Here is a 15699-nt window from a genome sequence, read left to right on the forward strand (position 1 = left end):
GTTTGATGATAATGTATTTCAGACGATCTAAGCTTGATTGTGGCTTAAATTGGACTAAGTCAGTATGTACCTAGACTCAGTCCAATTTAATTTAGCCAACCAACCAATCAACAATCAGTCAGAAAATGAATTAAATCTTATCTTTAAACTGTTTTATGATTTTTTGACGTTGCCATGGTAAAGGACGATTAATCGCTTCAGGTACATCACCAGAGGTTGAACGTAGACGTAAATGAATTGCCGCCTGCGCAATCAAATTTGCCGATACGGGAGCTGTAATAAAGGCAAGCAGTGTGATCAATAACTCTGCAAAACCTAAACGACTGTTAAATGCTGCGTAAATCATTCCCGCGATTAAAAAACTGCCTAAACCCAAGGTACTGGATTTGGTCGGTGCATGTAGACGCATAAATAAGTCTGGTAATTTGACCATACCTATGCCACCCACCAAAGTAAAAAACGCACCAACAATCAAGAACAATGAAACGATGATTTCCATGACAATTTGCATATTATTTTCCATGTACTTTCTCCTTAATCAACCACATGACCCGTTGTAAAATAACGAGCCAGTGCAGCAGTTGAAACAAAGCCCAGCATTGCAACCAATAATGCGCCTTCAAACATTGAGGTACTTGCCCAATAAATGCCAAGAATGACAACTAAGCAGGTTGCATTTAAAAACAATGTATCCAATGCCAGTAATCGATCTACGATAGAAGGGCCCATCACCAAACGGACCAAACATAACAACATGGAGATGGTCACTGCGAGCAGGCAAATACCAAGTGCATAAGGTAAAATACTCATGAACGTGCTCCTCGTTGCAGGTCAAAGATTTCGATTAAAGGAACTTCATAGCGGGCTTTAATCGCTTGAATTTCTGCGTCTACATCATCACAACTTAGTGCATGAACCAAAATATCACCACGTTCTTGATCAATCCCAGCACTGACTGTACCTGGGGTCGTGGTAATGATCATCGCCAATAAAGTATTGACATGTTCATGGTCGGTTTCCAAAGGAACTCGAAACCATTTCGGGGTGAGATTTTTGGTTGGACCTAAGACTTGTTTAGCAACTTTGATATTACTGATGACGATGTCCCATAGCACCACAAAAAATAATTGAATGGCGCTTTTCCAATGAATATTGGGCGTATGAATGATAAAAGGTTGAATCAGTTTAGGGATGAGTAATCCCAAGCTAATCGCTACAACAATATCAAAACTTTCAGCGCTATGATTCAACATGAGCCAACTCATTGCCACAATTACCGACACAAAAGGATGGGGCAAAATACGAGCGAATAATGATTTATTTTGCATTTATTGCTCCATTGGCTTAAGTTGAGTATTTTCAACATGTTGTTGCTGTTCTTGTCCCTGAATTTGACGTTGTTTAAATTCAGAAATATGTTCACCTTTTAAGGTTTCAGGGCTAATAATATACGGAATATAGTGTGCATTTTGATCAATCATTTCACCGTTGTATTTTGTTTCAGGGACATAGTTTGGATCGAAGGGCTGTACACTAATGGTTTCTCCATGCCCATCCATTTTTAAAATACTGTGTTGATAAATAGATGTATCAGAAATTTGCAACGCTGTTTTTTCAACATAATTTAAAATCGGAGCTGCACAAACCACATAGGCAATCAGTCCTGCCAGTAATAGGTAAACGCTTTTGTCGTTACGTACAGGGGCTTGCTCGGGTAAAGCTTGATAGGCTTTATAAGCATCTTCTTTCGGATTGTCCTCAGGTGTTGTTGCTCGCCAAAATAAGATAAATCCGACGCGCGTAAATGCAACAATACTTAAAAAACTCACAATCAAGATAATTGCAATAATCCAACCTTGCGCAGCCAAATTTGCAGTTGCCTGTAAGATTAATACTTTACCTAAAAAACCGCTAAATGGTGGTAAACCTGCCATTATCAAAGCGATGAGGAAGAACGTTATGGCAATGACTTTATCTTGCTTCATCTTCGGCGCCACTTTGAGATGATCTTTGAATGCGCCACGCTGTGAGGTAATCCAACCACAAAGCAAATAGAATGAGGCCGCAATGATGGTACTGTGAACGAGGTAATATAACCCAGCCGTCCATGCTTTTATGTTAAACATGGCAATGGCAACTAAAATCGTTCCGACTGAGGATAACACCATAAAGCCAACAAAGCGGCGTAAGCGTTCAGCTGCAAGCGCACCAATCACACCATATAATGAAGTTACTAAACCAATTGGTAATAAGTAATTGCTAAAGATCGTTTGACCAAGTTCATCATTAAAGACAGTGCCATTGACCCGTAAAATTGCATACACACCTACTTTGGTCATAATAGTGAAAATAGCAGCAACGGGTGTCGCGGCAACAGCATAGGTTTTTGGTAACCAGAAACCCACAGGTAACATCGCTGCTTTGATGCCAAATACAACAAATAGAAGCAAACCACCTGCTATAGCAAGACGATGTTGATCATGTTCCAAGGTTGGTAATAAACGGCCGACATCCGCCATATTCAAACTGCCCACACTGCCATAAATCATGCCTAAACCGATGAGGAATAGGGCAGAAGCCAGTAAGTTGATGGTGACGTAGTGAATACCTAATTGAAAACGGGCTTTACCTTGACCATGTAACAGTAAGACATAAGATGCCATTAGTAATATTTCAAAAAATACAAAGAGGTTAAATAAGTCACCTGTTAAGAATGCACCACTCAACCCCATTAACAGAAGATGAAACATGGCATGAAAATAACGACCACGTTCGTCCCATTCTTTGCTGGCAAACCATAATACAGGCGCTGCAAGAGTGTAGGTGAGCACCAACATTAACGCGGATAAGCGATCCAGTACCAAGACAATCCCAAAAGGTGCCGACCACTCAGCGAGTTGATAAACAAAGATTTTCCCTGTATTGGCTTGAATAAGATAAGCAATAGCAGTGGCAAGTCCAAGGATAACCGAAATTAAGCTAATGCCACGACGCCAAGGTTGGCGCCAATCATGTTTTAAAGCACCAGAACCAGGATTGCCTAATAAAATCAGCAAAAAGCCTGTAAATGCAGGAATCAAAATACTCAGGATTGGAGAGTGAGCATACCAAAAATCTAAAAAGCTGGTCATTATGGCTCATCCTCACGTGGGTCAAAATTACTCGGTTCCTCTTTGGTATCGACATGGTCTGTTCCTGACTCATAACGACTGCGTAATGCTAACTGAACAATAAAAGCAGTTGTCGCAAAGCCAATAACAATTGCAGTTAATACCAAGGCTTGGGGCAAAGGGTCAGTGACTTTGGTCGCTTGAGTTAAAATTGCAGGTGAACTGATTTGTATTCTTCCCATTGCAAACAGGAAAATATTGACTGCATAGCCAATCATTGCCAATCCAAGAACAACAGGAAAGGTACGGGCACGAAGAATGAGATAAATTCCTGAGGCAACCAATAATCCAATCGCAGATGCAATTAAAAATTCTAAACTGATCATGCATTACTCCTTGGGTACTGGACCAGACATACTTGAATGTCTGGAGTCGCCTAAAACAGAAATGAGAAGCATTGCTGCACCAACAACCGTGACGTATACGCCAAGATCAAAACCAGCAGCAGAGGCAAAATGGAATTTGCCAAACAGTCCTGATTCCACATAAACATGTGCACTGGTGAGAAATGGACGTGCCCAGAACCAAGATGCAAGGCCTGAAATTCCAGCAATGATCAGCCCTAAACCAATCCAGATTTCATATAAACGACCCGATTGAGCACGTAGCATTTTTTCAGCATGATCTTGTCCCATCGCAATATATTGAATGACCAATGCCATAGAGGTAATCAAGCCTGCAATGAAACCACCACCAGGATAATTATGTCCTCGTAGGAAGATATACAGACTTACCACAAGTGCAACCGGTAGTACCCATGAAGCCGTCATACGGAACATCAACGGAGATGGATTGAAGCGATAGCTCAGACCTTGAGTGATGGTGGTGCCATGTGCCCGCATTCCATCCATCATACATAGTGCACCAATGGCTGCGATGCCCAATACAGCAATTTCACCAAATGTATCAAAACCACGGAAATCAACCAAAATGACATTGACGATGTTTGAGCCGCCACCTAAAGGAATGGACTGCTGAACAAAGAACCATGAAATCGAATTATGATCACGTGTCATGATCAACCATGTAATCCAACCGATACCAATACCACCACCAATTGCAATGATTGCGTCACGCCAACGACGTGTTTGGCTGGACTCATAAGGGGTTAATTGAGGAAGTAGTGATAAACTCATCAATAGCAGAACTGTTGTGACAACATCCACGGTAATTTGTGTCAGTGCTAAGTCTGGCGCAGAGAGAGTGATGAAAATCATTGTCACGACCAAACCAATTGCACCACTAATCAGAACCGCTTTGATACGTTCATGGTGAAACCACAGCATCATCCAGCAGGCAGAGAACAATAACAACCACAGCACGATTGCAGTAAAGGGTGCATGTGTGAGTTCACGTGTTCCTGTCGTTAAATTTTGGTTGATCAATGGTGTGGCAACCACGGCAATACTTAAGGCCAAAATCCACAATAAATAGTTCTGTAATGAGCCAGTTTCAGTTTTTTTCTTAATTTTACGTGAAATCAGCAGGAGATTTTTAAGGAAATCTTCAAATAATAATTTGCCTTGGAAGCGACCTAAGCGTGGATCAAGATCAATTTCACGAATTCGCCCGCCTTTGGCCATGGCGAAATAGAAAATTACGCCACCAATTAAGGCAATTGCGCTCATCAGTAACGGTAAATTAAAGCCATGCCAGATGGCTAAATGAACCCCTTCAAAACTTGCAATTTGTGTTGATGCGCGTGTTCCGGCATTGACAATGTTTTCAACCAACAGCGCAGGAATGATCCCCACTAAAATACATAAAGTTGCCAATATGATTGCTGGAATTCGCATACCGATTGGCGGCTCATGGGCATTTTTATTGGGAACATCACGCCCCACATCACCATCAAAAAACACACCATGTACCAAACGAACTGAATAAGCAACCGCAAATAAACCTGCCAATGTAGCGATAATCGCTGCCAACACAACATAGCCACCAGATAAGTTTGCCAATAGCTCAGTAAAGAACATTTCTTTCGAGATAAAGCCATTGGTCAAAGGTACACCGGCCATACTTGCAGCGGTAATCATGGTTAATGTTGCTGTAAATGGAAGAAATTGCCATAGTCCACTTAACTTTCTTAAATCACGTGTACCAGACTCATGGTCAATGATCCCCGCCAGCATAAATAATGCCGCTTTAAAGGTTGCATGATTGATGATATGGAAAACTGCAGCAGCCACGGCTAAAGGTGAACCTATACCCAAAAGGCACATGATCAAGCCTAAATGACTGATGGTTGAATAAGCCAGTAAGCCTTTTAAATCTTCTTTAAAGATGGCAAAAAATGCCGCCATACATAAGGTCAGCAGACCAATTGTGGTGACAAGATTATGGAACAATGTCGAGCCAACAAAGATTGGCAATAAGCGTGCAACCAGAAAAATCCCTGCTTTTACCATAGTTGCTGAATGCAGATAGGCGGATACAGGGGTTGGTGCTGCCATGGCATTGGGGAGCCAGAAATGGAAGGGAAATTGCGCACTTTTAGTAAACGCACCCAATAAAATCAACAATAAAGCGGGAACAAATAAACCACTATTTTGAATTGTACTCGCCATCATGGTGAGTTGGTCAATTTGATAGGTTCCTGCGATTTGACCAATCAGAATAAAGCCACCCAGCATGGCTAAGCCACCCATACCAGTGATGGTCAGCGCCATCCGTGCACCACGTTGCGCAGCGTCGTAGTTACTCCAATAGCCCACCAGCAAGAACGATGAAATACTGGTCAATTCCCAAAAAACCAATAAAATAATTAAATTATTCGACAAAGAAATGCCCAACATTGCGGCCATAAACAGCATCAACAATGCATAGAGCTTACTCAGAGAATTTTTCGGGTTTAGATAATAATAGGCATAGATATAAATCAGTGTACCGATCCCCGTGATCAGCAATGAAAAAATTAAACTTAAAGCATCTAATCGGAAACTAAAATCAATACCAATTTGAGGTAGCCATTGCCACTGCTCTAAAACGGCTTGTCCACTTAATACTGTTTTCGCTTGAGTCAGTAGCAGGATAAAACTGCTTAAACTGACCCCGATTGCCCCTAAAGCTGTTACCCCGCGAGAGAATTGCTTCAGCCACAGAACAACGATAGTGCCAAGTATTAATGGTAAAAGAATAATAATCGGAAGCACACGCGTATCCATTGTCGTGAATAGGTCGTGAAACCTATGTGAATCTTATCTTTCAAGGATTTGAGGAATGCAAGGAACAGTCCAATAACTTAAATCTTGAAAGCCGAATTAAATTAGTAATTAAAAAATGAGTTGTGTTGCGCAACTTGAGAAAGCGATTAGAAAATCAATTTGCATTGAAAAATCTAATTTAAATTGATTTTTTCATCTTATTACATGAGTAGAATAACATCAATTTATTTTGTCGTTTTTTACGCAAACATTTGTAATTATACGCTTCATATGACTTTTTGCTGCTTGAAAATCATGCTGTAACAATCAATCTATGTTGTATTGAATTTTATACAACAATGAATATGAACGTGAATATATTCATGATTTGAGAAAGGAGTATAAAAGACAGTGTCATGCGATTAATGATCATTCATTGTCTGATATTGACGTCTTTAGGCTGAGTTATTTCTTATAATAAGAACTTATGTGAAGCTTGGTCATCACCAGATTGGATTAAACGTTTTAATTCGGTTTTTTGTTCTTCAGTAAGGTGTTTAAACTGCTCAAAAAGTTGTTGAACATTGACTGGCAGATTGGGTTCGGGTTCAAGTAAATCTTGTTCAGAGGTTTCTGGGATTTCTTTGAGCAAGTTTTCATAAATATCTTGGTATTCTTGCCATACTTTATTGTTCTGAATTTCATAAAGCTTTTTATTGTCCAATTTAAAACATTGATATTCGTCGGCTTGCTCAAGCAGTTCTTCATGACTGGCTGTGGCAATGATCTGTAAACGAGGAAAGGCTTGATTTAAACGATCGAGAATTAACTGAAGGCCAAATTGGTCTAAATCAACATCAATTTGATCAATCAGTAAGATGCCTTCACCTTCTTCACAAGGATAAAGACTTAAAGGATTGAGTATGCACATACGACGCACCAAATCACCGACTAAGGCCAGCCAATTTTTAACCGTATTCGACAGTTGTGAGTAAGTCAGACTTTGATTTTTATAAGTGACCATCAGTTGTAATTTGGGCTGATACTCTAAATAGAGATCTGTGACTTCAGGAAGGACAATACTCAAGCTTTGCTTTAAGGCTTTTAAGCTGGGTGCATGTAACTGAGCACGGGCTTGAAATAAAATACTTTGAAAATCCTCATCGCTTTGATTTGAAGATTCTTTTTGCGCTAAAACACTTTGAAAAAGTTGTGCGATTTGTGCATTTTCAATATCACTGATTTCGCGAAACCATTCGAAAAATCGTGCAAAGGTGGTATATGGAATCGGTACTAATTCATAGGCATAGTGCGCTTGTAAAATAATAGGATTATTTTTATTGAGAATATTCACTTCATTTACAAATCGTTCAGCAGGGTAGTAGGCAATTAAAGGTAAGCCTTGAACAGGATCTTTTTTGAGTACTAGATTATAACGTTCTACCAGCTGTTCGAGTTGTGCTAAGTCAACTTTACTCAGACCAACACCAGAACTATTTAAGGTTTTATATAGTTGCCAATGACAAGTTTGCGGATCTTGTTCTGCTGTTGCAGTGCTTTCTGCAAGTTGACCAAACTCTATTGGGAATTTGATTTTAACATCTATTTTGGATTGTACTCGATCTTGCATAATGTCTTGGTCGAGCATTACCACACCAGGGGTGCGCAAATCTTTTAGACGTGCAGGAAACCAAGTCAAAGCTTGGTAAATATTTTTAATAATTGCCGTTTTACCACTGGCTTGTTCGCCAACAATTAAACTGATTGGTTTGTTTTTATAATTAAAGTCTATTTTTAAATCAGCAAAATGGTATGTGTGGCGAAAATGAATTGCTGCTAGTTTCATAGGATACCTGAAAATTGACTGACAGCATAAAAAGCTGTTGATATTTTCACCTTGCGATTTTTTTCGCTGATACAGATGAGTGAGTCAAAAACCTTATGCTGTTGCTTTATTTTTAAATGGCGCTTTTACTTTCAATTGTTGCACGAGATCATAGATGTGATGAATATTTAAGCTGACCTTTGCCCGTGTACAGGCGACATATAACAGCCTTAATTCTTCATCGCTGATTTTATGTTCTAAACCGTTTATTTTAAATTGGTAATCATCTTCGATATGTACACGATTCCATTCTAGCCCTTTGGCCTTATGTGCAGTTGAAATCACATAATCAGCTTGCTCTATTGGGGTTATTTTAGCAAGTGCTTTTTTGAGAGGTTCCGTACCGTGATCGTCAACCAATTTGACTAAGGGTTTGATATCACTGCCATCGTTGGTTTCACAGTATTCATGTACATCATGCCAAGAGTTAAACCAAGCCAGTTCAGGCACATCAACAACACGTTTGCCTTGTTTAAGCAAACTTGCCGCATCAACAAAACGGTTGAGTTTTGCATGATCGGCTTGTAATCCAACCTTATCGCCTTGCACGAGACCAGAAAGTAGTAACTCCATTGCGCGTGCATTGGTACGACATAAAATCGCATCACGCATTTTGGTATGTGGTTTATTGACCACACTCGATTTCATTTCAGGGTTGCCCAATAAAGGCACAGTTTCATCCAATGCACCGAGCAAATGATTGGCCACATCTGCAATCGCATCACCAAAACGGAATGAAGTGGTTAAACGAGATTCAGGAAGTGGCATTTGTTGCATGGCATTGACCGCACCACGCCACGCATAAATTTGTTGATGTGCATCACCCACATAAATCACTTGAGTATTACGCTGGCGCAATAAAATACCAAGCATTAATGGATCGGCATCTTGTGCTTCATCAAAGAGTACATAATCTGCTGGAATAAATGGGTCTGATAATGCCCAGAGTTTTAAATAAATATCATGACCTATGCCTGCTTGATGATTGGTATCAATCGACTCTAACCAACGTCTTTCTACAGCAGGGTAAAGGTGTTTTTGTAAAGACTCGATATCATCTGCATGCAGCCAACTTGGTGCTTGGATATGACGTGGTGCTGGATATTGTGAGCTGGTCGAGCAGAAATAACTTACAGCATTGGCCACTAAACTCGCCAAACGGCTGGGCATTAGCACATATTTTTCATAACGCCCACCCATTAAACGTCTAAGTGTGATGGGTTCGAGACGATATTCTTTGGCAATAAAACTGGGACTTAAACGCGGCAGGCGTAATTTATCGGTGACTCCACGCGACACACTACGAAACGCCAAAGAGTGGAAGGTGCGGCAATCTACATTTTGATGAAATTTATTCTGTGCTTCTGTGGCAATTGCCTTATTAAAGGCCAAATACATGCCACGGCGCTCCGTCATCGCATCACTGATTAACTGCAAAGTCGTGGTTTTACCTGTGCCAGCATAGGCAATCACTTTAAATGATTGTCCTTTTTTCGCTTCTGCGATTGCAAAGCTTTGCTCAGATGTGGGTGTAAAAGAATAAGGCACAGTATTTATAAAATCTTATTAGCTTGAAAATTCAATATGGGACAGAGTATAGCAAAAATTGCTCAGCACTAGGGTGAAATCTAACAAGATGTTATTTAAACGACTGCGCTAATAATCTGCGGAGCGTATCCTGATCATTTTTATCATAATATGAGGTATTGGGGCTTTTGTCTTTAAAATGACTTAAAAGTGAAACTAGATTGTCATAACTGCTTTCTAAACTGAGCACGGGACAATTCTAAAACATATTCGGATAAAGTTATGACAAATTCAGCCAGCCGACATACACGCCGTGAAGTGCTTACTTGGTTAGCCAGCATTCCATTTCTTCCACTTGGGGCAATGGCAACTTCAGCCACACTAGCAGGATGTAACGATGATGATAAAAATACTGCAGTTAAACCGCCGATCAATCCAGCTAAATTAAAATCTGCAACATTTACGCCGATGGATGCACCAACATTGGCAAATGCAGCAGCAATGGCAACAACAACAGTTGCTTCAGGCTTGGCTGTAACTTGGGATGACAATACCAAGACTGACTACAAACTTGCCTATAAAACCTTCTTCCAAACAGGCGATATGATCAATGATGGAAAAGGTGGGAAGATCTTGGCTGGTGGTTATTATGATATCAAAAACCAACCAATTATGGATAAATCTGTAGCAGGCAAAGAACGTCAATTCTTTTCAGATTGCCCAGATGGTACTTCATTATTGACAGTCAAAGATGCCAAGGTTGATGGTGTAAAAGGCAACCCTGTATTTGCGGTGGTGCAATTTGAATATACGACTCGTGATTTAGCTGGCAATGATATGTATGGTAAATTGCCATCACCGATTGGGGTAATTTCACTGGATCAAGATCCGAAAACAGGTCATTTAACTTTAGTTAAATATCATAATGTCGATATGTCTAAAGCACATGGTTTATGGATTACGTGTGGTGCGAGTTTATCACCTTGGGGAACACACCTTTCAAGTGAAGAATACGAGCCAGATGCATTTGGTCAGGGCTTAGGCACTGATATGGCAACAATGAAAGCCTATAGTAAAAACGTCTATGGTGATGAAACCTCTGCAAAACCTTATAACTATGGACATTTGCCTGAAATTACAGTGAACAAAGATGGTACAGGTACTGCAAAAAAACATTATTGTTTAGGTCGTATCTCACATGAACTAATCCAAGTTATGCCAGATAATCGTACTGCGTTAATGGGTGATGACTATACCAATGGTGGCTTGTTTATGTTTGTTGCAGATAAAGAAAAAGACTTATCTGCGGGAACATTGTATGTGGCGAAGTATTTGAATGAGTTAAATGAAACCTCAACAGCACAAATTCAATGGATTAAGTTGGGTCATGCAACTAGCCAAGAAATTGAAGATTTGGTGAATGTTAGAAATATTCAACCAACAGAGATCATGGAAAGCTTGGACAAAGATCCACAAGATGTAAGCTATACTAAAATTATTCTGCAAAAGAAAACCATTTGGGTGAAAGTTAAACCTGGAATGGAAAAAGCAGCAGCATTCTTAGAAACCCATCGTTACGCTGCTTTGATGGGCGGTAGTATGGCATTTACAAAAATGGAAGGCACAACAGTCAATGCCAAAGACAAAGTTGCTTATTCTGCTTTAGCCAATATTCAAGATTCAATGATCAAAGGCAATGCGGCTTGGGTCGATACGCATAACGTGTCATTCGCTAAGAAAATTTCAGCAGGTGGAATTGTTGCACATGATCTAGCAGGGTCTAAGAGTGATAAATCAGGTAGTCCAATCGTCAGTGAGTGGGTACCTTATCAATCGCATATGCTGTTAATCGGGAAGGATATTGATGCAGCTGCTGATCCACTAGGTATTGGTAACACTTCTGATCCAAACACGATTGCAAGTGCGGATAACTTAAAGTTCTCTGAAACATTCCGTACCTTATTCATTGGTGAAGACAGTGGTAACCATGTGAATAACTACTTATGGGCGTATAATGTAGATACCAAGAAATTAGATCGTATTCTTTCTTGCCCAGCAGGTGCTGAATCTACAGGTTTACATGCAGTCGATTCAATCAATGGTTGGACTTATATTATGAGTAACTTCCAGCATGCAGGGGATTGGGGTTCTTTACATAGTAAGGTTCAAGCAACTTTAGATCCTTTGATTCGAGCGAATTATAAAGATCGTTTTGCAGCAGCAGTGGGTTATTTAACAGCAGACCCAGTTGCACCTTCGGTTGAGAAAAAATCTTCTTAATTTTAGTTTTAAATAAAAAAGCAGCGATATTTCGCTGCTTTTTTATAAATACCCAATTAATGATCTCGATTGGCTTTTTCAACTAGCCCAGAAAGCCCTTGACGGCGTGCAAGTTCGTTGAGTACCAATTGCACATCCAACTCAAAATAACCAAGCATCACAATGGTATGGAACCATAGATCTGCAACTTCATAGATCAGATCATTTTTATGATCTTCACACGCTTCAGATTTAAAATCTTTTGCAGCAATGATGGTTTCGATACTTTCTTCACCAATTTTCTCTAAGATTTTATTTAAACCTTTGTGGTAAAGCTTTGCCACATAAGAAGAATCTGGATCAGCTGCTTTACGTTCAGCCATCATTTTGCCTAAATAACCCAAGACTTCTACCTGTTCAGCCTGCGCATTGGAGCTATTCATGGCAATGCTATGTGGATTTGATGAAAGTTTTTCACCGTATATTGCATTTGGATCTTTTAATTGTGCATCGACAGTTTCCCAACCAGTTGCAGTGAGCTTACGATAGAAGCAAGACTCTCGACCTGTATGGCAGGCGATTCCACCATGCTGTTCAATTTGTAAGACGATGACATCGGCATCACAGTCTAAACGGATTTCATAAACGGTTTGAAAATGGCCAGACTCTTCGCCTTTGAACCATAACTTATTTCGTGAACGAGAAAAATAAACGCCCTGCATTTTTTCAGCAGTCAGTTGTAATGCCTCACGATTCATCCATGCCACCATCAAAATACGTCCAGTTTGATGATGTTGTGCAATAGCAGGAATAAGTCCTTGTTCGTTAAATTTTACTTCATCGAGCCATTGCAGATTGTTCATAGGATTTCACCAAGTTATAAAAAGAAAGAGTGCTACGTTGACATGCTAGCGGTTGTATAGTGTACGTTATTTCTAGCATTTTAGGAAAATATTGATTATGGATTGAGTCGAGATAAAAACGCTTGTTCACGCTTTAAAATTACAGAATTGGCAACTTGAGTGCACATTATTTTCCTCTTACCAAAGACGATCGAGCAATATCCTCATACTTCATTTGACTAAATATACCCGATTTTAATCCCGACACGGTGATTGCCATTTCTTTACGAAAATAAGGGATACGATACATCCACGAGAAGCTTAGATCTCGTAAACCACCTGCCCACCAAAGATCAGATTGATATAAAGGCGTCAGTAAACGGCTTAAAAATTGATAAAATGCGGATGAGCTTTTGCGATGTTGATGATAGTTTTGCCACAGCTTCGAATAATCGATCGTTTCATTGTTCCGTGCCACATGGACTGCTTGTCCTAAAGCCCATGCATCTAAAAGTGCCATATTTGCACCTTGCCCAAGCTGTGGGCTCATAGCATGTGCAGCATCTCCAATAATGCCTATACGTCTTTCACCAAACTTAGATAAAACCACATCACGATAATGGGCAGAAAACCATTGCTGTTTTTGTTCAGGATTGACAATGACTTGCTCTAACCATTCTGCAGCGGGCTTCCAGCGTTTAGATACTTCTTTTAACCATTCTAAGCGGGCGTGTTGATGAGGTAAAAAATTTCCAAGCTGATCTGTTGGAAGACTCCAGAAGATACTGGAAAGTCGTTGATCTGATTGGGATGGAATCGCACCTGTCGGTAATATTCCCATCATGATCTTGGAGCGGTCATAAAATTGATGCAGAATTTGAGTGTTGAGCTGTAAGCATTCGGGAACAATGGTCCATTTGGCGCCCCAAGGATAGGCTTGATCGACTTTAACCCATGCGTTTGGTCTCAGTTGGCTTCGCGCGCCGTTGGCAATAATAACGCTATCAAAGACCTCATCAAAAGACTCAGCATTGACCGTACCCAAAACTCTAATTTCATAAATAGATTCTTCAAGCTTTTGAATATCGGCATTCATTTGCCAAGTGATCAGATCAGGGTATTCATGACATTTCTTTGCCAAGACATGGCATAAGCTGGCTCGATGGATACCTAAACCATAAAAATCAGGATCGGCTTGAGCATAATGACTATCTACCAATTTAAAACCATTGGCGAGTTGTCCCTCTAAGCCTGTGACCATTGCACCGAGTTTAACCGCATCATCAAGCACATCTAAGTGCTCAAAAACTGCAAGTCCAGACGGTTGAAGTAATAAGCCCGCACCGACAGGTTTAAGCTCAGATACTTTCTCAAAAATGGTGACCTGAATATTTTGTTGTGCGAGTAAAATTGCTGCAGCAAGCCCTGCTGTTCCTGCACCGACGATGGCAAATTTTGGAATTTTAGTTTGATTCATTATTAGAGTAAGTGCTTTGAATAATTTAAATTTAACAAAAAGCAAGAAATTAACAAGGGATAATTTGAATCAAGCTCTTTATTCCTTGATTGGGCTTAGCCAAAAATCAACGCATATAGACGAGGCCAGACACTGATTAAATTCAGTGAAAAATACATGATGTAAAGCTTGAGCTATGACTGGCTCATGTCTCAGACTTATATCTCACGTCATTTATCCCAAGTCATCAAGAATGCTGTTTTGGTAAATTTAAATTATTGAAAATCATATTAATTTAACGCTGGATGAGGTGAATAATGCGGTTTAATAATTATAAATCTAGCATCACTTCAGTAAAATTTTGTTTCTCCAGCATTTCTAAAAATTCATCACCCAGCCGCTGACTTTCTGCTACAGACTGCTTCCACAATTGTTTTCGCTTCTGATCATCGAGACCTTTCATCACAAAATCTTTACGATCTGGTAAACGTCCTAAAGGTAAAGATTTTAAATAGTCTTGAGAAGGCGAGATCAGTAAAGTCCGTGCTTGGTTTTCAGGATTGGCAGTGCGAGATTTAAACATTTTGTCAAACCAGCCTGGAATGATGCTGTCGGAAAAATGTGGATATAAAACAATCCCTTTACTCTCAAAAGGCAAATCGATGTGATAGTCGATCAAACCACCATCTCGATACGCGCCTTGTGGCGCATCGGAAATATTTCTTACCGCAGGTGTAATTGCTGGAATCGAACCTGAGGCCATCAGCCAATCCGCAACATTGTGCTGATTAAAATTTAAATAATGGGTTTTAAAAGCGTCATCTTGAATTTTAAATTGAGGGAACTGGGCTGGCTGACAGATGACCCGTTGCATAAATTTATTCAGATGGTTTCTTGAAATTGCATTACTGCCGATAATGCCGAGTAAGGAGCTATACAGTGCAAGCTTTTGGTCACTTTGAAATAAATGTTCTGCTTTTGCAGCGATAATTGTGAGGTGATACTCGGGATGTTCGACCAGTTTTTGGCTGTGTTGGTCTAAAATGTTGGACAACATGTCGCGAGATATTTTCTCAATCTCTGCAATGTTCATCTTTTTATGAAAGGGTAAGTTAATATATAACTCTGCCAAACGCTCAGGACCGACTTGTTCACCTTGCGCTAAAATTCCAGCAAAGCGCCATGCACCGACGGATGAACCGATTAAAAAGCGTCTTTGTTTTGCCCGTTGGAGAAAATCCCCGAAAATTGCTTGATCTAGCCCCATTAAACCAATACCTTTGGGGCCGCCAGCTGCACCAGGAATCATATCTACTTGATGTGCAGATAATCCTTCTTGTTGTATGCGTTGTTTGGCAAGTGAGCCTGCACGTAAGACAATTCCTGCAGGGCGTTTTTGTAGAATTTGGGTCAT

12 protein-coding genes are annotated in these 15699 nt (G+C 40.1%); 1 reads left to right on the forward strand and 11 read right to left on the reverse strand.

Annotated features, from left to right (window positions below; all coding sequences use genetic code 11):
• Positions 1-130: 130 nt before the first annotated feature.
• The 8 genes from ACG9ZL_RS00605 to ACG9ZL_RS00640 all read right to left on the reverse strand — a co-directional run bounded on the left by ACG9ZL_RS00605 (position 131) and on the right by ACG9ZL_RS00640 (position 9749).
• On the reverse strand, positions 131-511 hold the full coding sequence (locus tag ACG9ZL_RS00605; RefSeq protein ID WP_419328028.1) for a Na+/H+ antiporter subunit G: 381 nt from the start codon (positions 509-511) through the stop codon (positions 131-133).
• A 23-nt stretch (positions 512-534) separates the two neighbouring features.
• Positions 535-810 carry a monovalent cation/H+ antiporter subunit F gene (locus ACG9ZL_RS00610; RefSeq protein ID WP_004816687.1) on the reverse strand — a complete coding sequence of 92 codons (276 nt, stop codon included), beginning with the start codon at positions 808-810 and terminating at the stop codon, positions 535-537.
• Positions 807-1328 (reverse strand): Na+/H+ antiporter subunit E, encoded by a 522-nt coding sequence (locus tag ACG9ZL_RS00615; protein ID WP_336953703.1) that lies wholly within the window; start codon positions 1326-1328, stop codon positions 807-809. Before ACG9ZL_RS00615 ends, ACG9ZL_RS00610 begins: the two co-directional genes overlap by 4 nt.
• Positions 1329-3131 carry a monovalent cation/H+ antiporter subunit D gene (locus tag ACG9ZL_RS00620; protein ID WP_419327974.1) on the reverse strand — a complete coding sequence of 601 codons (1803 nt, stop codon included), beginning with the start codon at positions 3129-3131 and terminating at the stop codon, positions 1329-1331. It lies immediately after the preceding gene.
• Positions 3131-3496 carry a Na+/H+ antiporter subunit C gene (locus ACG9ZL_RS00625; protein ID WP_336953705.1) on the reverse strand — a complete coding sequence of 122 codons (366 nt, stop codon included), beginning with the start codon at positions 3494-3496 and terminating at the stop codon, positions 3131-3133. Before ACG9ZL_RS00625 ends, ACG9ZL_RS00620 begins: the two co-directional genes overlap by 1 nt.
• A 3-nt stretch (positions 3497-3499) precedes the next feature.
• Positions 3500-6337, reverse strand: a complete 2838-nt coding sequence (locus tag ACG9ZL_RS00630) for a monovalent cation/H+ antiporter subunit A (RefSeq protein ID WP_419327973.1) — start codon at positions 6335-6337, stop codon at positions 3500-3502.
• A gap of 451 nt (positions 6338-6788) precedes the next feature.
• Entirely contained in the window at positions 6789-8162 is a 1374-nt protein-coding gene (locus tag ACG9ZL_RS00635) for an ATP-binding protein (RefSeq protein ID WP_419358726.1), read from the reverse strand.
• Positions 8163-8255: 93 nt separating this feature from the next.
• Positions 8256-9749 carry a UvrD-helicase domain-containing protein gene (locus tag ACG9ZL_RS00640; RefSeq protein ID WP_004725463.1) on the reverse strand — a complete coding sequence of 498 codons (1494 nt, stop codon included), beginning with the start codon at positions 9747-9749 and terminating at the stop codon, positions 8256-8258.
• Between the two features lie 261 nt (positions 9750-10010).
• Between ACG9ZL_RS00640 and ACG9ZL_RS00645 the strand changes: the two genes are divergently transcribed.
• A complete protein-coding gene (locus ACG9ZL_RS00645; RefSeq protein WP_336953708.1) occupies positions 10011-12008 on the forward strand; it encodes a PhoX family protein in 1998 nt (665 codons plus the stop codon).
• A gap of 56 nt (positions 12009-12064) precedes the next feature.
• On the opposite strand, the gene hisIE is transcribed toward ACG9ZL_RS00645, so the two are convergent.
• From hisIE to ACG9ZL_RS00660, 3 genes are all read right to left on the reverse strand, one after another.
• Entirely contained in the window at positions 12065-12850 is a 786-nt protein-coding gene (gene hisIE / locus ACG9ZL_RS00650) for a bifunctional phosphoribosyl-AMP cyclohydrolase/phosphoribosyl-ATP diphosphatase HisIE (RefSeq protein WP_419358728.1), read from the reverse strand.
• Positions 12851-13016: 166 nt separating this feature from the next.
• Positions 13017-14306 carry an FAD-dependent oxidoreductase gene (locus ACG9ZL_RS00655; RefSeq protein WP_419358730.1) on the reverse strand — a complete coding sequence of 430 codons (1290 nt, stop codon included), beginning with the start codon at positions 14304-14306 and terminating at the stop codon, positions 13017-13019.
• Positions 14307-14616: 310 nt separating this feature from the next.
• The gene (locus tag ACG9ZL_RS00660; protein ID WP_336953711.1) at positions 14617-15699 is read right to left on the reverse strand and encodes a patatin-like phospholipase domain-containing protein; all 1083 of its coding nucleotides are present in this window, start codon (positions 15697-15699) and stop codon (positions 14617-14619) included.

It is taken from the genome of Acinetobacter legionensis (genome assembly GCF_048551735.1).
In the GTDB taxonomy this organism is placed as follows: Bacteria; Pseudomonadota; Gammaproteobacteria; order Pseudomonadales; family Moraxellaceae; genus Acinetobacter.

What these genes read in the sequence shown, in the direction of transcription:
- ACG9ZL_RS00605 (WP_419328028.1), bottom strand. Translation starts at nt 511, where the DNA reads ATGCAAATTGTCATGGAAATCATCGTTTCATTGTTCTTGATTGTTGGT.
- ACG9ZL_RS00660 (WP_336953711.1), bottom strand. Translation starts at nt 15,699, where the DNA reads ATGACCCAAATTCTACAAAAACGCCCTGCAGGAATTGTCTTACGTGCA.
- hisIE (WP_419358728.1), bottom strand. Translation starts at nt 12,850, where the DNA reads ATGAACAATCTGCAATGGCTCGATGAAGTAAAATTTAACGAACAAGGA.
- ACG9ZL_RS00635 (WP_419358726.1), bottom strand. Translation starts at nt 8,162, where the DNA reads ATGAAACTAGCAGCAATTCATTTTCGCCACACATACCATTTTGCTGAT.
- ACG9ZL_RS00630 (WP_419327973.1), bottom strand. Translation starts at nt 6,337, where the DNA reads ATGGATACGCGTGTGCTTCCGATTATTATTCTTTTACCATTAATACTT.
- ACG9ZL_RS00625 (WP_336953705.1), bottom strand. Translation starts at nt 3,496, where the DNA reads ATGATCAGTTTAGAATTTTTAATTGCATCTGCGATTGGATTATTGGTT.
- ACG9ZL_RS00615 (WP_336953703.1), bottom strand. Translation starts at nt 1,328, where the DNA reads ATGCAAAATAAATCATTATTCGCTCGTATTTTGCCCCATCCTTTTGTG.
- ACG9ZL_RS00610 (WP_004816687.1), bottom strand. Translation starts at nt 810, where the DNA reads ATGAGTATTTTACCTTATGCACTTGGTATTTGCCTGCTCGCAGTGACC.
- ACG9ZL_RS00655 (WP_419358730.1), bottom strand. Translation starts at nt 14,306, where the DNA reads ATGAATCAAACTAAAATTCCAAAATTTGCCATCGTCGGTGCAGGAACA.
- ACG9ZL_RS00645 (WP_336953708.1), top strand. Translation starts at nt 10,011, where the DNA reads ATGACAAATTCAGCCAGCCGACATACACGCCGTGAAGTGCTTACTTGG.
- ACG9ZL_RS00620 (WP_419327974.1), bottom strand. Translation starts at nt 3,131, where the DNA reads ATGACCAGCTTTTTAGATTTTTGGTATGCTCACTCTCCAATCCTGAGT.